20 protein-coding genes and 2 pseudogenes are annotated in these 19,857 nt (G+C 58.0%); 16 read left to right on the forward strand and 6 right to left on the reverse strand.

Annotation, left to right across the window (positions count from 1 at the left end; genetic code table 11):
* Positions 1-71 precede the first annotated feature (71 nt).
* Complete coding sequence (locus PY650_RS22740; RefSeq protein ID WP_285881829.1) at positions 72-401, reverse strand: hypothetical protein; 330 nt, start codon at positions 399-401, stop codon at positions 72-74.
* 514 nt (positions 402-915) lie between these two features.
* On the opposite strand from PY650_RS22740, the gene PY650_RS22745 reads away from it, so the two are divergent.
* The gene (locus tag PY650_RS22745) at positions 916-1,632 is read left to right on the forward strand and encodes a class I SAM-dependent methyltransferase (RefSeq protein WP_285881850.1); all 717 of its coding nucleotides are present in this window, start codon (positions 916-918) and stop codon (positions 1,630-1,632) included.
* 21 nt (positions 1,633-1,653) lie between these two features.
* On the opposite strand, the gene PY650_RS22750 is transcribed toward PY650_RS22745, so the two are convergent.
* Together PY650_RS22750 and PY650_RS22755 are read right to left on the reverse strand one after the other, a co-directional pair.
* Positions 1,654-2,322, reverse strand: coding sequence for a DUF6362 family protein (locus PY650_RS22750; protein ID WP_285881830.1), 669 nt, complete (start codon positions 2,320-2,322; stop codon positions 1,654-1,656).
* Complete coding sequence (locus PY650_RS22755; protein WP_285881831.1) at positions 2,294-2,710, reverse strand: hypothetical protein; 417 nt, start codon at positions 2,708-2,710, stop codon at positions 2,294-2,296. The genes PY650_RS22750 and PY650_RS22755 overlap by 29 nt, the downstream gene beginning before the upstream one ends.
* Positions 2,711-2,985: 275 nt before the next feature.
* On the opposite strand from PY650_RS22755, the gene PY650_RS22760 reads away from it, so the two are divergent.
* On the forward strand, positions 2,986-3,777 hold the full coding sequence (locus PY650_RS22760; RefSeq protein WP_285881851.1) for a S24 family peptidase: 792 nt from the start codon (positions 2,986-2,988) through the stop codon (positions 3,775-3,777).
* Positions 3,778-4,154: 377 nt separating this feature from the next.
* Here the strand turns inward: PY650_RS22760 and PY650_RS22765 are convergent, their stop codons facing one another.
* Positions 4,155-4,625 (reverse strand): MEKHLA domain-containing protein, encoded by a 471-nt coding sequence (locus PY650_RS22765; protein ID WP_285881852.1) that lies wholly within the window; start codon positions 4,623-4,625, stop codon positions 4,155-4,157.
* Between the two features lie 640 nt (positions 4,626-5,265).
* On the opposite strand from PY650_RS22765, the gene PY650_RS22770 reads away from it, so the two are divergent.
* From PY650_RS22770 to PY650_RS22830, 13 genes and pseudogenes are all read left to right on the forward strand, one after another.
* Positions 5,266-5,487 (forward strand): hypothetical protein, encoded by a 222-nt coding sequence (locus tag PY650_RS22770; protein ID WP_285881832.1) that lies wholly within the window; start codon positions 5,266-5,268, stop codon positions 5,485-5,487.
* Entirely contained in the window at positions 5,487-6,458 is a 972-nt protein-coding gene (locus PY650_RS22775; protein ID WP_285881834.1) for a DMT family transporter, read from the forward strand. The genes PY650_RS22770 and PY650_RS22775 overlap by 1 nt, the downstream gene beginning before the upstream one ends.
* 279 nt (positions 6,459-6,737) lie before the next feature.
* Complete coding sequence (locus PY650_RS22780) at positions 6,738-7,508, forward strand: SDR family NAD(P)-dependent oxidoreductase (protein WP_285881836.1); 771 nt, start codon at positions 6,738-6,740, stop codon at positions 7,506-7,508.
* Between the two features lie 290 nt (positions 7,509-7,798).
* Positions 7,799-9,127, forward strand: a complete 1,329-nt coding sequence (gene hisD / locus PY650_RS22785) for a histidinol dehydrogenase (RefSeq protein WP_285881838.1) — start codon at positions 7,799-7,801, stop codon at positions 9,125-9,127.
* A gap of 4 nt (positions 9,128-9,131) precedes the next feature.
* Positions 9,132-10,145 (forward strand): zinc-dependent alcohol dehydrogenase, encoded by a 1,014-nt coding sequence (locus tag PY650_RS22790; protein WP_285881839.1) that lies wholly within the window; start codon positions 9,132-9,134, stop codon positions 10,143-10,145.
* Between the two features lie 35 nt (positions 10,146-10,180).
* Positions 10,181-10,912 (forward strand): histidine utilization transcriptional repressor HutC, encoded by a 732-nt coding sequence (hutC, locus tag PY650_RS22795; RefSeq protein ID WP_285881840.1) that lies wholly within the window; start codon positions 10,181-10,183, stop codon positions 10,910-10,912.
* Between the two features lie 36 nt (positions 10,913-10,948).
* A complete protein-coding gene (locus PY650_RS22800) occupies positions 10,949-12,238 on the forward strand; it encodes a hypothetical protein (protein WP_285881841.1) in 1,290 nt (429 codons plus the stop codon).
* Positions 12,239-12,242: 4 nt separating this feature from the next.
* Entirely contained in the window at positions 12,243-13,388 is a 1,146-nt protein-coding gene (locus PY650_RS22805; RefSeq protein ID WP_285881842.1) for an alpha-hydroxy acid oxidase, read from the forward strand.
* A 128-nt stretch (positions 13,389-13,516) separates the two neighbouring features.
* Entirely contained in the window at positions 13,517-14,533 is a 1,017-nt protein-coding gene (locus PY650_RS22810; RefSeq protein ID WP_285881843.1) for an ABC transporter substrate-binding protein, read from the forward strand.
* A 24-nt stretch (positions 14,534-14,557) separates the two neighbouring features.
* A pseudogene (locus tag PY650_RS22815) lies at positions 14,558-15,418 on the forward strand (ABC transporter permease).
* A gap of 1 nt (position 15,419) precedes the next feature.
* Entirely contained in the window at positions 15,420-16,202 is a 783-nt protein-coding gene (locus PY650_RS22820; RefSeq protein ID WP_285881844.1) for an ABC transporter ATP-binding protein, read from the forward strand.
* Positions 16,203-16,264: 62 nt separating this feature from the next.
* The gene (locus PY650_RS22825; protein ID WP_285881845.1) at positions 16,265-17,446 is read left to right on the forward strand and encodes an amino acid aminotransferase; all 1,182 of its coding nucleotides are present in this window, start codon (positions 16,265-16,267) and stop codon (positions 17,444-17,446) included.
* 33 nt (positions 17,447-17,479) lie between these two features.
* A pseudogene (locus PY650_RS22830) lies at positions 17,480-17,668 on the forward strand (hypothetical protein); the annotation flags it as partial.
* Positions 17,669-17,770: 102 nt separating this feature from the next.
* Here the strand turns inward: PY650_RS22830 and PY650_RS22835 are convergent.
* Entirely contained in the window at positions 17,771-18,688 is a 918-nt protein-coding gene (locus PY650_RS22835) for a nucleotidyl transferase AbiEii/AbiGii toxin family protein (RefSeq protein WP_285881846.1), read from the reverse strand.
* Positions 18,675-19,466 carry a type IV toxin-antitoxin system AbiEi family antitoxin gene (locus PY650_RS22840; RefSeq protein ID WP_285881847.1) on the reverse strand — a complete coding sequence of 264 codons (792 nt, stop codon included), beginning with the start codon at positions 19,464-19,466 and terminating at the stop codon, positions 18,675-18,677. Before PY650_RS22840 ends, PY650_RS22835 begins: the two co-directional genes overlap by 14 nt.
* Positions 19,467-19,572: 106 nt before the next feature.
* Here PY650_RS22840 and PY650_RS22845 point away from each other — a divergent pair.
* Positions 19,573-19,857: DUF2188 domain-containing protein (locus tag PY650_RS22845; protein ID WP_285881848.1), on the forward strand; the 285-nt coding region annotated here is incomplete at its 3' end.

A 19,857-nucleotide genomic window follows, 5' to 3' on the forward strand; every position in this document is an offset into this window, starting at 1 on the left:
TGGGGCAAAATCGGCAAATCCATCAGAGCAGTCTGAAAAAGTTGCGACAATACGGCGAGTGGCGATGCTATTCAGGGCGTGGCCCTGCCGCCTCGGATCAATCGCGAAATCGCATGGAAAATCAGGTCGGCGATCCACATTGCGCAAACACCGACCACGAAGGCCGTGGCATTCATGGCAGCACCGTCTTTTTGCGGCAACGGCCAGTTGACCGCGCGCAGATAGTAAAGCGCCGGCTCCGTCAGATAGGCCGCCGCCAGCGCCCCGCAAATGGGTGACGCGACGATTTCCCTTGTGGTATATCGACGACGGGATAAGCCGTGCAAAATACCGCCGGAAAGGCCAGCGACGACGACGGTGAGCTTGACACCTAGTGCATCGACACAATCGTTCAACGTCATGATCTATCTCCGCAAAACACTTGAATCGACAATCGACCGCTTCCCACCAAACCAGACGTCGCGCTATGCATCCCGCCGCTTTTGATCGACAGCGTCGTCGCGCATGACTTTCAGCCTATGGCCGAGCGGCTTCGGCATGCCGGCACGACAGGCTTGTGCAGTGAACACGCTTTGGGATTTCCGGTGGAACGCTTAAAAGGAAACAAGCGGCCGATAGTTTGGGCCGCTTGTGGTCAACAGTGCGTCACCGCAACTGTTCTCATCATGCCAAAATCAATATCCCTATTCGGCGCTGTTGGCGACACCCGCAATCGACGCGCAGGCTGCAAGGATTGGGAAATCTTTGACTGCGCCAGATATAATCATTTGAAATCGCTTAAAAATATCGCATTCTATCGTCCGACGATAAGAGCAGGAATGCTCTCCCCTTCCCTGAAACAGTTCAACGCCGGACGAGCGGATGACCGACAAGCGCGATCGACAGCAGCCCGATCAGGATCTTTCGCAGGTCCCAATGAAACTTCCGCGCGAATGGGGTCAAAGGATAGGCAGGGCGCGGAATTTCATCTCCACCAATCTTCCTGTCCTGCCTGTGCCGTCGATTCCGGAAATTCGCCTGCACAGGGCCGGACCGCAAAGCGGCTTGTGGCGGCTTGCCGAACAGGATCCGGAGTTTAGTCCACCCTATTGGGCGCATTACTGGGGTGGAGGGTTGGTGCTGGCGCGCTATCTTCTCGACGGGCCTCATATCGTAGCCGGCCGCCGCGTGCTCGATCTCGGCGCTGGCTCCGGCATTGTCGGTATTGCCGCCGCAAAGGCGGGCGCGACGGAGGTGATCGCGGCCGACGTGGATCCTTATGCGATTGCCGCGACCGGGCTGAATGCTGCCCTCAACGAGGTGACAATAAAGCCTCTTCTCACTGATTTGACAAAAGGCAAGCCTCCCGCCACAGACATTATCTGCGTCGGTGACCTCTTCTATGATGCCGCGCTTGCCGAGCGCGTGACGGGGTTTCTCGATCATTGCCTTGAACAAGGCATCGAGGTCTTGATCGGAGATCCATGGCGCGCCCATCTGCCGCATTCGCGGCTGCGGCTACTGGCTGAATACATTGTGCCGGATTTTGGTGCCTCCGCGAGCTCTCGGCCGAGCGGGATCTTTGCATTTGTAAGCAAAACCTCTCGGCAGAACCTGGGCGATGAAACCCGATTGACATGGCCCTGGGTTTAGACCGGGGCCGATAGCGAGAAGTCAAACTCTTAATTTTGCACGCCGTCGGTTCCCCCGTTCCAGTCGCTTCGCCAGCGCCGCTAGTTCCGGGCTGGCCGCATCAAAGACCGGCTTTGCATCTTCCGGAAGCCAGTGCACCTCATGCTTTGCCGGCGGAGTTTTCACCCGCTCGAGACTGCCGGTCGAATTCGACATTATCGACGATATGCGTGACCAATCGGGCTCCTGCAGCGTTGGCGAAATCGTCAGCAGTAGATTAGCAACGTTTTGAAGTTCGCTCTGGATGCGCCGTTCCGCCGTTCGCCTTACCCGGCCAGTCCTTCCGCAAAAATCGCGGAAGGAACCAACGATGTTCGGCGCAGCAAGACAGACCGACCATCGCGAAAGCAGGATACGACGTTCTTCGTCTCTGACGTGGGTCAGCAACCAGTTCTGCAGCACTTCTTCCGCACGGCTGATGGCTGCCGCATCCGGGCGATAACGGATGCTGATATCGGCGTGGTCGCTCGGTTCGGGAATAACATCGGGCCAAAGCGAGCGCACCTGATCGGGGCGCACGCCACGCACACTAAGATGGATAATCGTGTCGGCAGCCTCGACAAAACGGGCGCGAACGATGAGGCTCAGATTGGCGATCTCAGCCGCGGGTTCCGACAGATCGTCATCCTGCAAGGCGTTCCGGTGCGTCAAGGCGTCTCTCCAGTTCGCGATAGATCAAAATCCGAAGCGTCGCGCGTACCGGCCATGGACGCCGCGCCACGGCATCGGCACGCAAAGCGCCGAGCGCGATATCGTCGAAGGCAGCCAGCAGATCGCCCGGCCGCAGCAGCGCCCAATCCTTCCGCTGAACAAGAATGTCGGAAACGGCTCCGATCGTATCCGACCAAAGTTCATCACGGTTGTTGCCGGTCTCGCGGATACAGCGCAAGACGAAGATCAGATGCCCGTCGCCATGCTGTCCCCTGATTTCCTGCATGGTGCCACGCGCATGACTTTGGGCCGGTGCGCGGCGGCGGTGAACCGGGACCAGCTTGATGCCGAGGCCGTCAAGAAGACTATCGAGGCTACCTTTACTCATGGGGAAATCGCCTCCCTTCTGGAAGAAAAAATGAACGCAATCAACGACAGCGCCTGGGTCATGTCACCTTTCCGTTCGCCGTTCCGGCGTCGGCAATGGGATGCCTTGGCTTGAATAGCGCTTGCGCCTTTGACATCGCCTCCACCCTTGCACCATCATGTATGGCTTCAGTCCGCAGCGAATTTCACCGTTGGCACCTTGATGGACACAAAATATGCTTATATAAATACCCATGTCAACATTATTTGTGTTTGTTCTTTGGCGAGTGTTGGATCATGCGAAAATCCATGGGCGAACGACTGAAGGCGGCGCGCGAAGCTGCAAATTATCCCTCAGCGACAAAGGCGGCTGAGGCACTCGGTATTGGGCTATCGACCTACCGCGCGCATGAAAACGGCCAGAACGAATTCGGGCCCGAGATCGCCGATCGCTATGCAAAGAAGTTCGGCACTACCGCCGGCTATCTCCTGACCGGCGAGGGTCCAAGGAAGGTAGAGCGGCCGGGGCCACGCATGGTGGTCACCTCCTTCGACCCGGATGAACAATACAACGAAGGATTTGCCGAGGGTGTCGAAGACTTCAGCTACAGTCGGGAACATTGGCAACCGAAGGTCGAAGGTGCGACGCCGGAAGTGGACGTCAAACTGGGCGCCGGCAGCGGCGTTGTCGGTGACGTCATCAATCTGCCAGTCGGCGCGGGCAACGTCGCTGGCCACAAAATTGTCGCGGAATGGTTGATTCCCTCGGGCTATCTGCGCAACGAAGCGAAGGCATCGCCGAACCATACCATCATTATGGAAGTCATCGGCGATTCCATGCAGCCCACGTACATGCCCGGCGACCGCGTGATCGTCGATCTCTCGCAGAACCAAATGGCGACCGATACAGTCTATGCCATCAGCGACGGCTATTGCGAACCACAGATCAAGCGCCTTCAGCGCGTTCCCTTCACCCAACCAAGCGAGGTCAAGATTATTTCTGACAACCCGGCGCTGGAAACCTTTACGGTGGAGTTGGCCCGACTGACAATCATAGGGCGCATCTGTGGGCATATTGCCAGGAAATAGGGCCGCGCCGCTGTTTCTATGCCCCTTTCTGCCACCTCGTTCCAGCTGGACCGAAATCTTACAGGCCGCGCCTCGAAGCAAAAGACATTTATGGTGTCGACACAAAATATGTCGAAACTCACCAATATGGCTTAACAATTTCTCTTTTGCGAGCTAGCAGGCCGAGACTGAAGGAACCCGCGCAAGATTGGCAGATCTTGTGCGAAGCCAGCGAGGCCGGATCGGATGGCCGCAAATGCCGATGTCGCCCCCACCGGCTGCAGAAAAAGACAATGTCATTCATGCCTGTCGAGATTTGCTATCGGGCAACTAAAACGCTTGTGTCGGCGACAGGGATGGCTTGCCCGAGCAATAGGCCGAGATTCCTGCCACTTGGTCTACACGTCTTTCCATTTCGAAAAGGTCGCGGCCTGCCCACGCCAATTTCCGTCGCGGTCGATGAGCTGCCAGACGATGCCGTCTTCCATCCAGAAGCGTCGCCCCGATTTTGTGATCCGCAACCCACGATAACCCGAGATAAAGCCGTCGCGTGTAACCGCATCCAATAATTGCTGACGTTCGGCGCGATTGGGAAGCTCCGCCGAAAGACGCGACGGCAAAGTGATGAATTCCTCCCAGGGATATTCGAAACAAGCCTGGCCGGCCTTATTGGCATAAATGAAACGCGGATCGGCGTCGATATTGTGCGCCACGACCACGAACGGGGCATCGTCATAAAGCCAGCTTGGCCCGAGCCCCTCGCCGATGAGGGGCGTCCCAACGATGCGGGAATAGCTTCCGGTCAGCAGATCAAAGAACTCAGGATCATCCCACAAATCGGAGGCATTGCGTTCTGGATTAGCGGCCATTGATATCTTTCCTGTCATGCACATGCGGTTTACGCCGGAAATGCTGGAAACCAAATAGAACATCTCACTCACGCTTGTAATTGGTCCGGTGCAGAAATCAAAAAAACCACAACCATCGAAAATTAGCCGAATATGGGATCGGAAAACCTTCTTCCAGTAGCCCAATCCCAATCACAAACTCGGCTAGTGGTCGTCATCGAAGTCGGCGGCGCGAGCGCTCTGATTGTGCACAACCATCCCACTACCCCCTTTTCGATCACGCACGATCACGCTGGAGCACATTGAAACACAACGATTTTCTGGATTGTCGTACTGCCGGATACCGTGGCATATTGGGGCACTACCGAGTTCGAAATAACATACATATTAATTAGTATGTAAATCACGGACATTCATTTCGCCGGAGCGCCTTGCCAGAGATTTCGGACTTCCCTACGCAATCTCAAGTCCCGCAAGGGGCATGATGATTGCTGGCGCGGCGGGAGCGGGAGTGCCAGCGATCATCGCCGAGGCGGGCGGGGCCTGAAAGTACGATGAAGATGCCATTCAGACCCTCGTTGCCGGTCTTCACAGACTGTTAAGAGCGATGCATGTCTTACTGGACGAGGATGCGCATCACCCGTCAAATCGAGATGTTCGAGTGCTCCGCTGTGCCAGCGTGACGGCAACCGCGTCCGGTTTGTGGTATCCGACGCATGCCGTCGGCGATGTCGTTGATACCGACACTGTTCTTGGGACCATTCGCAATCATTTTGGCGAGGCGATCGGTTCGGCGGTTTCACCAATCAACGGAAAAATCATGTTTCAAGTTTCGAGCCTAGCCATCAACGGCGGCGAAACGATCACATGGATCGGCGCCTGATGAAAGCCGACGTTAAGGACGCGTATCGCGAGGCAGTCGCATCCAAGGCTCCGACGACAACAGGAGGACTAGGTCCCACAGTCTACCTCGCCGGCGCAATGGCCTTGTCGGGAACTGTCGGGGTCTTTGCGATCCAAACCGGGCAGCCAACGCTGAACGTCGTGTTCTTCCGTTGTCTTTTTGGTGCGCTATCGCTTATCGCCTTTTCCCTATATCGCGGTACGGTGCATGGGATCTGGCGAATAGATCGCAAGCTGATTGGGCTCACCATTGTCAGCGGTCTGTGCCTGGTCCTTAATTGGGCTGCGCTGTTTCAGGCCTTCCGTTCGACTTCGATCGGATTTGCGATCATCATCTATCACCTGCAACCATTTTGGATCGTCATCATCAGCGCTCTTTTTCTCGGCGAAACCCTCTTCCGAGACAAGCTGCTTTGGCTGGTTGTCGCCTTCAGTGGACTGCTGCTGGTCGTTTGGCCCCATGTGGGCGACATAATGGGCAACAACTCCTGGGCCCAAGGGGTCGGCTTCGCTATCCTGGCCTCCCTCCTCTACGCGGGCTCCACATTGACGGCACGGCGACTGCGAGCGGTCGATTCATCCGTATTGACGATCGTCCATTGCCTAATAGGCCTTGTCCTCTTCGCGCCGTTCCTGGCGCTCGAACCGTTGCGCAACGCAACGCTGCCGGTTTGGGGTTGGCTCGTTGGCCTTGGGGTTCTGCACACAGGCGTGGTGTACGTCTTACTCTACGCGAACTACCCAAAAGTTCAGACGGCCACGATTGGGGTCTGCGCTTTCCTCAACCCGGTCACCGCGCTGCTTAGCGATTATGTTTTCTATTCCAAGGAAATCAGCCTCGTCCAGGCCGTTGGGGTCGTCTTCGTGCTTCTGGCCGGGCTTGGCACAACGTTGGGATGGGGCAAGCTGCTCCGACGACGCAGCCCAGGCGAGATGCCATCTACACCTTGAAATAAACGTTAGCCGAGCTGACCCTTCAGTCCCGGCATTTGATGGAACGGATTGGTGTTAAAGCGATCGGACTATCAAGTCCAAGCCTTGTAGGAGAACTTATGTCAGGTCGGCATTCCATGGCCTTGCAGACGTCCGATATTATCCGGCCGTTCGACCTTAGCGCAGAATTTTAAACTGTTCTTGTCCCGACCGGAAATTGGAAGATCCCTTTGTTGGTACATGTATAGACATTAGTGTCGGATGATGGTTCTATCGTGCAAAAGCAAGGGGATCATCATGGCCAATACAATATTCGATCTGTCAGGAAGAGTAGCGGTTGTGACCGGTGCAAGCCGCGGCCTCGGCCAATGGATTGCGATGGCGCTTGCCGAAGGGGGTGCCGATGTCTGCGTCACGGCTCGCGATGAAAAGTCACTCAGCGATACGAAACACAAGATTGAGGCTTATGGAAAGACCTGCATCACCAGCTCCCAGGATGTGACAGATCGATCGTCCATCGACGAGACGCTGAACAAATTCGAAAGCATTACTGGCGCGATCGATATCCTTGTCAACAATGCGGGCTATGAGCAGATCTCTCCTTCTCTCGATGTAGACGAAGAGATCTGGGACAGGATCATCGGCACCAATCTGAAGGGCGCATTCTTCTGGTCACAAGCCGCGGCGCGCCGAATGTCTCGTCAGCCCCAGGGCGGAAGCATCATTAATCTCTGCTCGCTTACTTCCTACGTCGGAATTCCGACGGCCGTGCCCTACGGCTCCTCGAAGGCGGGACTGCTCGGCATGACACGCGCGCTTTCCGCCGAGTGGGCGCCACTGGGAATCCGCGTAAACGCGGTGGCGCCGGGCTATTTTCGGACGGCGATGACGGAAGGTTTTTATCAAGATGAAAACTGGACGGCACGGATGCTCGAAAAGATCCCGCAGAAGCGGTTCGGCAACGCCTCCGACATCGGTGGCGCCATTATCTTTCTTGCGAGCAGCGCGTCTGCCTACATCACCGGCCAATGCATTCCCGTGGACGGCGGCTTCCTCGCCTCCGTCTAAAAAATGAGACAGGGTGGTGCTTGACAGCACGGGTCCGATGTTTAATGTCTATAAATGTATATACATCTATAGACAACAAAAACGGGAACGAAGTCTTCGAGACTTCCTGGGAATTTGCCGGGTGCGAACATCCGGCATCCTCGAACATACGGATTGCAGTATCAACGCCGATCGGCCCTCTTTGTGATGGGGCCGTGCGCTAACGCGAACCGAACTTTATTCGTCGCCGTCACCACCGCGCGCGCGATTGTGGCTGTTTGCGCCCATTTGGCGCCAAGGAGGGATATACAATGGCCGAAGTCACTTTTCATGAATATTCAAAGCTTGGACCGGACGAGAAGGCTGCGCTCCTGCGCCGGTCCGAAACGGACATTTCAGTGTTTGTCGAGAAAGTGGCGCCGATCCTCGAGGCCGTCCGCACGGAAGGCGACAGCGCTATTGCCCGCTTCGGCCGGGAGCTCGACAAGGCGGATATCACAGAAGAGACGATCAAAGTGACCGATGCCGAGTTCGACGCGGCGTTCAAGCTTGTCAGCGAGGACGTGATCGAAGCCATCACCTTCGGCATCGAGAATATCCGCCATTTCCACGAGGAACAGAAACCCGAAGCCATGTGGCTGAAGGAGATCAAGCCGGGCGCTTTCGCCGGCGACCGCTTCACTCCGATCAAGTCTGTCGCACTTTACGTCCCACGCGGCAAAGGTTCGTTTCCATCGGTCACGATGATGACCTCTGTCCCCGCCGTCGTCGCAGGCGTTCCGAACCTGGCGATCGTCACTCCGCCAGCACCGGATGGACGCGTGGATGCCGCAACGCTCGTGGCAGCACGTCTGGCTGGTGTAGAAACGGTTTACAAGGTCGGCGGTGCACAGGCCGTCGCAGCCGTCGCCTACGGCACGAAAACGATCAAGCCGGCGCTAAAGATCGTCGGACCAGGAAGCCCTTGGGTGGTTGCTGCGAAACGCAGCCTGGCAGGCATCATCGATACGGGCCTTCCCGCCGGCCCTTCCGAAGCGATCATCTTCGCGGATGGGACCGTCCATGGCGGCCTCGCAGCGCTCGACCTCCTGATCGAAGCCGAGCACGGTCCCGACTCCTCCGCCTATCTCGTGACCCATAGCCGGCGTGTAGCCGAGGAGGCCCTTGCCGCCTTGCCCGAACATTGGGCGCAGATGACGGAACAGCGGGTCCAGTTCTCAAGCACAGTCCTTTCAGGCAAGTGCGGCGGAATCATACTGACCTCCTCGGTTGAGGAGAGCTACGACTTCGTCAATGCCTACGCGCCCGAGCATCTCGAAATCCTCTCGCAGGACGCCTTTGCCCATCTCGGCCACATCACCGAGGCAGCCGAAATCCTCATGGGTCCTCATACGCCAGTCAGCATCGCGAATTTCTGCCTCGGTCCAAACGCCGTGCTGCCGACGAGTCGCTGGGCGCGCACATTCGGCCCGCTATCGGTCACCGATTTCGTGAAACGCAGTTCGATCGGCTACGTGACTGCGCCGGCTTATCCCGAGTTTGCAAAGCGGGCCCATAAGCTTGCGGAATACGAAGGTTTCTCCTCCCATGCGCATGCCGTCTCAGCCGTCCGAGACACTTATCTTCCAAAGCGGGGCTAAGGAGATGAAAGCCGTTCGGCTCTACGACGCCCTGGATCTCAGAGTCGAGGAGGTTACAAGACCTTCCTCGCCACCGGCGGGTTACGTGACGATCGACGTCCGTGCCGCGGGCATTTGCGGCTCGGATATCCACAATTTCAGGACGGGCCAGTGGATCAGTCGACGCCCGTCAACGGCCGGACATGAATTTTGCGGGCGCGTTTCCGCGGTCGGCAACGGCGTCGAAGATGTGCTCATCGGCGACTTTGTCGCAGCCGATTCCCGGTTTTATTGCGGACAGTGCGAGGCGTGCAAATCGGGCCGAACCAACGTCTGCGAACATCTGGGCTTCGTCGGTGAAGTGTGCGACGGCGGTTTTGCGGAACAGGTAGAGTTGCCCGCCCGGCTCGTTTTCAAGCATGATCCGTCGCTTGATCCGCTGGTGGCGGCAATGGCCGAGCCTTTGGCCGTCGCCCTTCACGCAGTGCGACGGCTCAATCCTCCCCAAGGCGAGGCGGTCATCCTCATCGGCTGCGGGACGATCGGCGGTCTCTGCGGATTGCTGCTTTCACACCTCCACGATGGAAAGCTCTTATTTGCAGATTTGAATGGCAATCGTGCCGAGATGGTCGCCGGCATCTGCGGAGGCTCGGTGGTCGCGCTGGACAAGTCGCAGGCACGGGCGGCTCTCGGTGATGCGCGACTGCGATATGCGGTGGATGCGACGGGAAGTACGAGAGCCATCGCCCAGGGCATCGACCTTCTGGACGGGGGCGGCGCCTTCGCTCTTGTGGGCATCAGTCACGGAAAACTGGATCTGGATCCCAACATCTTGGTCGAGCGCGAGATTTCCCTACTCGGCTGCCATGCGTTTGAAGGCGAACTCGGCGACGCCATTGCGCTGTTGCCGAAGCTGCAGTCTTCACTTCTGCAATTTAGCGAGGTCCTGAACTCGCTCGACGAAATTCCCGATGCCTACCGCCGGCTGATGGACGGGCGGACGAACAAACTAAAGACGATTATTCGGATCGCCGATTGATCTAGGACACGCCTCGGCGTGAGATGGAGATAGAATTGTCCGGTCTCTCAAACACTGCGCTACCGCTCTACGAGAAGGTCAAGGACTTCGTTCTCGACAATATCGGGAACGGCAACTGGCCGCAGAACCAGAAACTCCCGTCCGAGCACGAGTTGACGTCGTCGCTTGGTGTCTCGCGCATGACGGTCCATCGCGCACTTCGCGAACTGACCGCCGAAGGCTATCTGCGCCGGGTTCAAGGCGTTGGGACATTCGTTTCGCCTCCCAAGGCTCAATCGACCCTCATTGAGATCAGCAATATCATCAGTGAGATCAAAGCACGTGGAAGTCGGCACCGCGCGGAGGTGATCGTACTCGAGCGGATCGAACGACCGGATCAAACGCTATTGGACGCGTTCGAGTTCAAGAGGCATTGCCCCATCGATCACTCGCTGGTCGTTCATTACGAGAATGGCGTCCCTGTTCAACTCGAGGAGCGTTACGTCAATACAGAGCTCGTGAAGAACTATCTCGATCAGGATTTTACGTCCATCGGCACCTACGATTACCTGCAGCACAGCACACCGCTAACCGAGGTCGAGCATCTCATCAGTGCCGTCCCGGCGACTGAGAGACATGCACGCCTCCTTCACATTCGCGAGCGCGACAGTTGCCTGGTCCTCAACCGAAAGACCTGGACGGGGCAGACGATCGCCACCGTCAATACCTTCACCTATGTCGGCAGCCGTTATTCGCTTGGCAGCAGATATCTGCCGCCCAAAAAGTAAAAAAGCCGACGTGTCAGTCCAGGAGTGAGAGAAATCATGGGGCAGCCCAACAGTCGGACCGCAATCATCCGGGAGAAAGCCAAGGAGCGCGACGGCAGCGCCGAAGCTCTTCTGGCTGAACTGTTGCGAGATCTGTTTGAGATCGAGGCACACGATCTGGCAATCAACCACGACCAATACAGCCTCAATTCGCTGAACGGCTTCTTCGAGGCCGACGGAAAGCCGTACTTCTTCAAATTCCACCAGGAGGAAAATGAGGAGGAGATGAGCGGTGAATACTATCGCGCCGATATCCTCGCCAGGGCCGGGCTGCCGGTCGACCAGCCCGTCATGATGTCGACCCTTCCGGGCGAACAGATTCTGGTCTACAGACGCAGGACGGATCCCCGTTTCTCCGATGTCCTGCGCACGCTCGACGAGCTTCATGATGAGCAAATGGCAAGCCAGGCAGTGGACGCGGAAAGCCGGCTCAACAAAGCCGTCCTGTCCGTCTATCTGAAGACACTGCACCCCGTCACACCGGAGCAGGTCATGAAGGAGCCGGTCCATCGGCTGTTTTATGATCGGCTGATCACCGCGCCGGAGGGAACCTACCCGGGTGGCCGGCTGGCAAGTTTCTATGTCGGCAACGAGTTTAAATTTCCAGGCGCTACGCTTTCCTGGGAAGCGCTCTCGAAGGCCCGCTTCGTCATCAACGGCATCGAGTGTCGCGACACGCTCGGCCAGTTGTTCGACGCCGCTCATGACAGGCTGCACCCAGCGCGGCTCGCCGACAGCGGCGGCGTAACGGCACATGGCGATGCTCACAATGCCAATGTCTGGTTCGAAAGGCAGCAGGGAGGCGCGAGCCTGTCCTTCTTCGATCCGGCTTTCGCCGGCGAGCACATCCCGACGCTCCTCGCAGAGGTCAAGACGACCTTTCACAATATCCTTGCCCATCCCTACTGGCTCTATGATCCGCCTATCGCCGAACAGAAATTCAATGCGACAGCGAAGTATGAGAACGGCCGTCTCTTCGCGAATTTCGATTGGACGCTGAACCCGGTTCGCGAGGCGCTTCTGGAAACGAAGGCGCAGACCATCTGGAAGCCGTTGCTTGCCGCCCTCAAGCAGCGCGACATGCTTCCTTCGGACTGGCGAAGGGTCATCCGGCTCGGGCTTTTCCTCTGCCCGACACTCGTCATGAACTTGCGGGCCGGCGCTACAAGCCATAATCCGACATCCTCTCTGATCGGCTTTTCCGTGGCGATGATGGTGGGATCCGAACCCGAGCAAGGTACCGACCCGGTGAGCCACTTCCTCGCAACCATAGATCCGGAGGCGTAAGACTGTGACGATCGTCAATATCGATGACCTCCGGCTTGCCGCTCGCCGGCGATTGCCAAAGCTGTTCTTCGATTACATCGACGGCGGCTCCTTCGCCGAGGAAACCTATCGTCGCAATAGAGATGATTTCGCGCTCTTGAAGCTACGTCAGAACGTTCTCGGCGATTACAACGAGCCGGATCTGTCGACGGAGTATCTTGGCCGGCGACATTCTCTCCCCTTTATGCTCGGACCCGTCGGCTTTCTTGGCCTCTACACGCGAAACGGAGAGCAGAAGGCGGCATGCGCCGCTCATGCGGCCGGAATTCCCTTCTGCCTCTCGACGTTCTCGATCGCATCGCTGGCGGACCTCCGTCAGGTGACCGACGGAGTGCTGCATTTTCAGCTCTACGTGCTCGACGACCGCACGCTATGCGAGGAATTTCTGGGCGCTGCGGAAGAGGCTGGTGTCGAGGCGCTGTATGTTACCGTGGATACGGCCATCACCGCTGTCCGCGAACGCGATGTGCGAAACGGCTTCCGGTCTCTCACGCGTGTCACGCCGCGGCTGTTCGCGAGTCTCTGCCGAAAGCCTGCCTGGTTGTTTGACGTTGCTCGCGGCGGTATGCCCTCCGTCCGGGCTGTGGAGCATCGTGGGGAGTTTGGAACAGGAGCGCTGGAACAAGCCGCCAATCTCTCCCGGCGTATTGATAAAAAGCTCGCATGGAAGGACATCGAGACACTGCGCCGCCGGTGGAAAGGCAAGCTGATCATCAAGGGCATTCTTTCGCCTGAGGATGCAACGAAAGCGCAAGCGATCGGAGCCGACGGCATTGTGATCTCGAACCACGGTGGTCGCCAGCTCGATGGCGCCATGAGCACGATCGCAGCACTTCCCGACATCCGAGACGCGGTGGGACCGGATTTCACACTGATGCTAGACGGCGGCATTAGAAGGGGAAGCGACGTTATCAAGGCGGTTGGAATGGGCGCCGACGCAGTCCTGCTGGGTCGAGCCTACACCTATGGGCTCGCAGCCGCCGGCCAAGCCGGAGTTGACCATGCCATCGAGACATTGCGCCGCGAGATCTCGATCACCTTGGCTTTGATGTGCGTGAGCTCGATTGCCGACCTAAAAGAACGTGGCTCCCACTTGATACTCAAACAGTGACCGCTAATGCCGGCGAAAGGAGAAAGGCACTTATACACGAGATTCGCCCACCGTGATTTTGATGGTTGGGCGTCAAAGATAATGAGAGCTGTATGATCCGTTAAGACCAACCAATAGAGGGGTTCCCAATGAACTACAAATTCATCAGCAAGCAGTTTTCCCGTGCGGCGATCGCGCTCGGAATCGTTGGCGTCCTTGCCACGGCACAGGCGAGCGCTCAGGATAAGATCCCGTCCAAGCCGGAGCCGGGCGCCTTCAAGATCGGAATCGAGCCATGGCTCGGCTACGGCCAATGGCATGTTGCCGCCAGCAAGGATCTGTTCAAGAAAGCCGGTCTTGGGGATGTGCAACTGGTCAATTTTACCGAAGACAAGGACATCAACGCCGCACTCGCCAGTGGGCAGCTTGACGCAGCCAACATCGCAACGCACACAGCCATGGGCATGGTGGCTGCCGGTCTGCCGGTGAAGATCGTCTCCCTCCTCGACTTCAGTTTGAGTGCAGACGCAATCCTTGCCGGTAGCGACATCAAGAGCATCGCCGATCTCAAAGGCAAAAACGTTGCCTTTGAGGAAGGCACGACCAGCGACATCCTCCTGAACTATGCCCTTACCAGCAACGGCATGACGATGAACGATATTGTCCGTGTGCCGATGCCTGCAGCCGACGCAGGAACGGCGCTGATCGCCGGACGTGTCCCCGTGGCTGTCACATACGAACCCTATATTTCTGCGGCACGCGCCCAGGACAAAAATGTCCAACTCCTTTTCGAAGCAGGCAAGGATCCGGGTCTGGTATCGGACGTCCTCGTCGTTCGTGAAGAGGTGCTAAAACAGAAGCCCGGACAGGTTCTGGCCATGATCAAGGCCTGGGACGCGGCTCTGGCCGATTACAAGACCAATACGGAAGAAGATCGTGGCATCATCGCAAAGGCGGTCGGCGCCACGCCGGATGATCTGAAGACGGCCTTCGACGGTGTCCAGTACTACAGTTCTGCCGAAGCCGCCAAAGCCTTTGCCGGTGACTTCAAAGGCAAAACCTTCGCCGACGTTCTGAAGGCTGCGAAGCAGGCTGGCCTCGTGACCCAGGATGTTTCCGCAGACAATATGATCGACACATCCTTCGTCGATGCTGCGAACAAGTGACCTTCGTCCACAACCGGAACCGTTATGTCCAGCTCAGAACCAACATCGATAACGAAGGAAATACCCCGCGCGCAGTTGCGCGCGGGCGTCGGCAGACCACCGAGCGCATTTCGCATTGGTGACCCGATAAGCGGCCAGTCTTTCGTTCTGATCGCTGTTGCTGTCTTCGCGCTCCTCTTTGCACTGTGGTGGGCCGCCACCGTCACCGGCTGGGTAAAGCCGATTTTCCTGCCCTCTCCCAGCGCCGTGTGGGCAAAGATGACGGAATTGGCGATCGACGGAACGCTATGGACCGATGCCGGCATCAGCATCTATCGCATGCTCGTCGGCTTTCTCATCGCATCCGCCCTGGCAATTCCGATCGGAATCATGATCGGCTGCTTCAAGACCTGGGAAGCTGCCATCGAACCATTCGTCGACTTCGTTCGCTATATGCCGGTCGTTGCCTTCGTGCCGCTGACTATCCTATGGGCCGGGACAAGCGACATTCAGAAGTTCGTCATCATCTTCATCGGGACGTTTTTCCAGCAAGTGCTGATGGTCATGGACAGCGTCAAGCGTGTTCCGTCCGACTTCGTCGGCCTTGGCCGCACGCTCGGCATGTCGGAAACCAAGATCCTGCGCCGTATCGTCCTGCCCTGCGCCCTCCCCGGAATCTGGGACACCTTGCGCATCAGTCTGGGATGGGCCTAGACCTGGCTTGTGCTGGCGGAACTCGTCGCGGCAACATCCGGCCTCGGCTATCGTATCGTCGTCTCACAACGATACTTCCAGACGCAGACGATCATCGGTTACATCCTGCTCCTTGGCCTGCTCGGTCTGATAACCGATCAGAGCATGAAGGCTCTCGAGCGCATCTTCTTCCGCTACGCTTCGAGGCATTGAGATGAGCGAACCAAAACTCAAGATCGAGGGCCTTAACAAATGGTACGGTGGCAGGAAAAGCCGCGTTCATGCCCTCAGCAATATCGACCTGGAACTCGCTGATAACGAGTTCGTCTCCCTGGTTGGCGCCTCCGGCTGCGGCAAGAGCACGCTGCTGTCTATCGTCGCCGGCCTTCAGGGCTTCGACAAGGGTGTTCTTCTGACGGACGGTGCGCCGATCGTTGGCCCTGGGCTTGATCGCGGCGTTGTCTTCCAATCCTACACGCTGCTGCCGTGGCTGACCGCACAACAGAACGTGGAATTCGCTCTGCAGGCGGCTGGGCTCCCGGCAGCCGAATGCCGGGATGTCGCACGACACCACATTGAACTGGTGAAGCTCACCAAGTTCGCTGACGCATTTCCATCGCAACTGTCTGGCGGGATGAAGCAGCGCGTCGCCATTGCCCGTGCGCTTTCCTATCGCCCGAAAATGCTGTTGATGGATGAGCCGTTCGGCGCGCTCGACGCTCTGACCCGTCACCAGATGCAGGAACTCCTGACCCAGATCTGGGAAGAGCATCGACTGACTGTTCTCTTCGTCACCCACGACGTAGAAGAAGCGGTCTATCTGTCTGACCGCATCGTGGCGATGAGCATCAGCCCAGGACGCATCAACGCGACCTTCCATGTCGGTCTCGCGCGTCCGCGCAATCAGGATATGATTGCCTCGCCAGAATTCGTCGCGCTTCAAAAACAGGTGCTTGCCGCAATCCGCGCCGGATCGCAAAGCGAGTTGGAGCATTGATTCCGTCAACGTGAGGCGGCGCAAAGCATCTCCGTATTCGATCTCAATCCAAAGGAAAAGCCATGTTCGAAACCCTCACCGCAGCCCCGCCGGACAAGATTCTCAGCCTCTCGGTTCTGTACAAGAATGACGCGCGGCCGACGAAAATGGATCTTGGCGTCGGCGTCTACAAGGATTCGCAGGGTGCGACCGTCATCATGCGGGCCGTGCGCGAGGCCGAGAAGCGTCTCTATGAAAGCCAGACGACCAAGACCTATGTCGGCATGGCGGGCGACGAAGGTTTCAACAAGGCCATGCTGAAGCTGGTCTTTGGCGAGGAGGCCGATCTCTCGCGCATGTTCGCCTGCCAGACGGCGGGAGGTTCAGGTGCGCTTCGTACGATCGCCGATCTGCTCGCAAAGGCCCGACCCGACGCGACGATTTGGATGTCCGACCCGACATGGGCAAATCATGTACCGATCGCCAAGGCTGCTGGTTTCAAGACCGCGACCTATCCCTATTTCGATCCCGAGAGCGGAACGGTGAACGCCGAGGCCATGCTCCAAGGACTGAAGCAGGCGAAGGCGGGCGACATCGTCCTGCTGCACGGCTGCTGCCATAACCCGACCGGCGCCAACCTGACCATCGACCAATGGGGTCCGGTCGCCGATCTTCTCATCGAACGCAATCTCTTCCCCTTCGTCGATCTCGCCTATCAGGGTTTTGGCGATGGGCTCGAGGAGGACGCCGCCGCCGTTCGCCTGCTCGCGAGCAAGGTGCCGGAAATGGCTGTGGCCACATCCTGCTCGAAAAACTTTTCGGTCTACCGTGACCGCGTCGGCGCCGTTATCCTGATGGGCAAGAACGCAGAGAGCGTCAAGATTGCAGGCAGCCAGACCCTCGCCACGACCCGCGTGCTCTATTCCATGCCGCCGGACCATGCCGCCGCCGCGGTGCGCACTATCCTGGAAGACGATGCGCTGCGGGCCGACTGGAAGTCCGAGCTCGAAACCATGCGGCTTCGTATGCTCAACCTGCGCAAGGGCTTTGCCGAAGCGCTCCGTCGCCAATCCAACTCATCGCGCTTCGACTTCATCGCCGATCACCGCGGCATGTTCTCGCTCCTTGGCCTGACCGAGGCACAGGTCGACCGCCTGCGAAACGAGTTCGGCATCTACCTGGTGGGCGATTCTCGCCTCAATGTCGCTGGCGTGAAGGAAGATCGGCTTGACGATCTCGCCAAGGCCGTGGTTGCGATACTTTAGGGGAGATCCATAGCAAACAGAGCTGACCCTCCCATGCGCGGAGGCACAGACGGCGCAGTTCTTTCCGCTCGCGGAGTGCCGACGCCGAACTTCTTCTTCACTGTGGCATACAACTTTCATTCAAGGTTTGAATTCCTTCCAGTGCCTGCGTTCGAGAAGTCGCTCGAGGTTGCATCCGGCGCAGCATGTCGGTTCTTGGGAGGGCGAATGGGCGTTCCGTGAAGATCATAGTAGTGCCGACCGTTATCGAAGTCAGCTTTCAGACGGCCACTGACCTCGTCTTGTTCCTCTTCACTTTGGCGTTCCCCACGCGTCCTCCGTGTCTCATGTCGCGAGCACCCGCCTGAGATCAGACAACAGCTTTTCGCGTCGGCCCTCCGAAAGTTTGGCCAAGTTGTCGATCTTCCAGCGCACCGCCGGCAAGTCCGCGGCTCCAGGCACGCCTAGCAAGTCCCAATCTGGCTCGCCGGCCTTGAAGGAGAGAAGAAAGCGCCGGTGCTCGGCAGGCATCTTGCCAACGACCTCGGCGATTAGAGCTTCACGAGCATCGTACAACGCCTCGAGGGTCACGGGCTCTTCCGTCATGCCGGCAAACCCGGCGTCAAACTCGTGGCGCAAATCCTTGCGCGTCGGCGCCAAGACCTCGCCCATCGGCCTGTTGTGGCTCAGAATGTAGACAATGAAGGCACGCCGCAGCTCATCGGATATTCCCTCATTCGCGAGCAGATCCCTGACATCGAACAAATCTCGCGGATGCTGCCGATCCAAGGCGGCGACGATCTTGCCGGCATAGAGGTCCGGGAAGGACACAACGGGCACCTCGGCATATCCGAAGAGCTCTTCGACCCGATCGCAAACCGCCCGTGTCTCCGGAGAGTAGACGCAGCCACGAATGACGGGCGTCACCTCGATTTTGATCTGCACGCCGTCGGAGGCAACCAGCACCTTTGTTGCAGCGCCTTCGCTGTGCAGCGGCACGGCCTGGGTGCGGCTACGCGGTACACTCTCCGCTATTCGAGCAGCAGTCCGTCGTATGGCGGCATCGATATTGGCGAGGGACGTCGCACGATCCTCGACCGGCAGATAGGTCAGATCGATATCGACAGACAGACGTGGAAGGTCTCTGACGAAGAGATTGATGGCCGTGCCGCCCTTCAACGCAAAGACGTTCTCCTCTGCAACGAGCTGCAGAACCCGAACGAGGAGACTGACTTGCGCGCGATAGGCTTCAGACGCCGGCATCGAGTGTCTCCGGCACAGTGATCTGATACTTGCTGTCCAGTCGACCGCCGACCACGATCTGACGCTTGCCATGACCGAGGTCGATACGTTTGAGATCGAGCCGGCCGAACCATGGATGGGCGTGCCGCTCGGCGAACCAGAGAAACAGTCGCTTCACCTTCACGCTTCGGCACGCTTCCAGCACGGCCTGAACCCGCTTCGGGCTCAGTGTGCGGACCGACTCCATTAGGACGTCCGCCTGATGGAATGTCTCCCGGGACGGGAGCAGGTCAAGAAGTTCGCAAAGAGCGCGCTCGGGCGCGGAGACATCGAGCTCCCATCCCCAATGTCCCCATACGATGCGTGTCCTTCCAGGTGCGTCGGCATCGAAGAGCTTGTCTGCCTTGTGTTCGACGAACTGAGCGTCGGTCGGTATCCGCTCGACCCAGCCGGGCAGACTGCCATAGGCGTAGAGGTGGATTTCTGGCTTGCCAGAAAAGCGGAGGTAGTGCGTCAGGCCTTGTAGCTCGAGGGCACTGCGGCCACCGACGTGCACGGATTTATCCAGAAGTCGTTGGAGCGAGATGATCACGCGCTGCCAGGCTATCGCCTGATCAGCGTTACTGGTTGGCCGCTGATAGACGCCACGAACGACACCTTCGAGCCAGCTCTGCGCCACATACTTTTCGCGCCACTGCCGACGGTAGCCGTGTTTTTCCAGCCAAGCGGTGTCAACCACCAGCCCCTCGGGGAGCAAGCGATGAAGCTGGTTTATCTTTTCGTTCTTTTGACCTACCATTAGTGGGTGAAAATAGCATGAGTCTAAACCGAAGGGCAAGTTCGGGAATTCGCATTTTCAACCCATCAATGGTAGGCATAAAAGCGCAACATTCAAACCGAGGAAAATGGCCAAGCTGCCGAAATTCACGCTTACGCACAACGAGAAGAAAGATCGCTGGGATTTGACCAAAGACGGCGCGAGTCGTCCCACGGCGAGCTTCGGCACCAAATCCGATGCGACCAAAGGCGGCACCCTCGAGAAGGCTGTCGGCAAGGATGGAGGATCGGTCAAGATCCAGAAAGTCGACGGTCTCGGAGCGATCTTGGTTGAGATCGAGTTGGTCATGGCTCGTGTGGACGCTGCCGACGTTGTCGCCGCCCGCAATGACTGCTCTGTCAGGCTCCCGGCC

It is taken from the genome of Martinezella calliandrae (assembly GCF_030272695.1).
In the GTDB taxonomy this organism is placed as follows: Bacteria; Pseudomonadota; Alphaproteobacteria; order Rhizobiales; family Rhizobiaceae; genus Rhizobium; species Rhizobium calliandrae.

What these genes read in the sequence shown, in the direction of transcription:
- PY650_RS22755 (WP_285881831.1), bottom strand. Translation starts at nt 2,710, where the DNA reads ATGAGTAAAGGTAGCCTCGATAGTCTTCTTGACGGCCTCGGCATCAAG.
- PY650_RS22775 (WP_285881834.1), top strand. Translation starts at nt 5,487, where the DNA reads ATGAAAGCCGACGTTAAGGACGCGTATCGCGAGGCAGTCGCATCCAAG.
- PY650_RS22810 (WP_285881843.1), top strand. Translation starts at nt 13,517, where the DNA reads ATGAACTACAAATTCATCAGCAAGCAGTTTTCCCGTGCGGCGATCGCG.
- PY650_RS22760 (WP_285881851.1), top strand. Translation starts at nt 2,986, where the DNA reads ATGCGAAAATCCATGGGCGAACGACTGAAGGCGGCGCGCGAAGCTGCA.
- PY650_RS22825 (WP_285881845.1), top strand. Translation starts at nt 16,265, where the DNA reads ATGTTCGAAACCCTCACCGCAGCCCCGCCGGACAAGATTCTCAGCCTC.
- PY650_RS22840 (WP_285881847.1), bottom strand. Translation starts at nt 19,466, where the DNA reads ATGGTAGGTCAAAAGAACGAAAAGATAAACCAGCTTCATCGCTTGCTC.
- hisD (WP_285881838.1), top strand. Translation starts at nt 7,799, where the DNA reads ATGGCCGAAGTCACTTTTCATGAATATTCAAAGCTTGGACCGGACGAG.
- PY650_RS22765 (WP_285881852.1), bottom strand. Translation starts at nt 4,625, where the DNA reads ATGGCCGCTAATCCAGAACGCAATGCCTCCGATTTGTGGGATGATCCT.
- PY650_RS22740 (WP_285881829.1), bottom strand. Translation starts at nt 401, where the DNA reads ATGACGTTGAACGATTGTGTCGATGCACTAGGTGTCAAGCTCACCGTC.
- PY650_RS22745 (WP_285881850.1), top strand. Translation starts at nt 916, where the DNA reads ATGAAACTTCCGCGCGAATGGGGTCAAAGGATAGGCAGGGCGCGGAAT.
- PY650_RS22790 (WP_285881839.1), top strand. Translation starts at nt 9,132, where the DNA reads ATGAAAGCCGTTCGGCTCTACGACGCCCTGGATCTCAGAGTCGAGGAG.
- PY650_RS22800 (WP_285881841.1), top strand. Translation starts at nt 10,949, where the DNA reads ATGGGGCAGCCCAACAGTCGGACCGCAATCATCCGGGAGAAAGCCAAG.
- PY650_RS22780 (WP_285881836.1), top strand. Translation starts at nt 6,738, where the DNA reads ATGGCCAATACAATATTCGATCTGTCAGGAAGAGTAGCGGTTGTGACC.
- PY650_RS22820 (WP_285881844.1), top strand. Translation starts at nt 15,420, where the DNA reads ATGAGCGAACCAAAACTCAAGATCGAGGGCCTTAACAAATGGTACGGT.
- PY650_RS22835 (WP_285881846.1), bottom strand. Translation starts at nt 18,688, where the DNA reads ATGCCGGCGTCTGAAGCCTATCGCGCGCAAGTCAGTCTCCTCGTTCGG.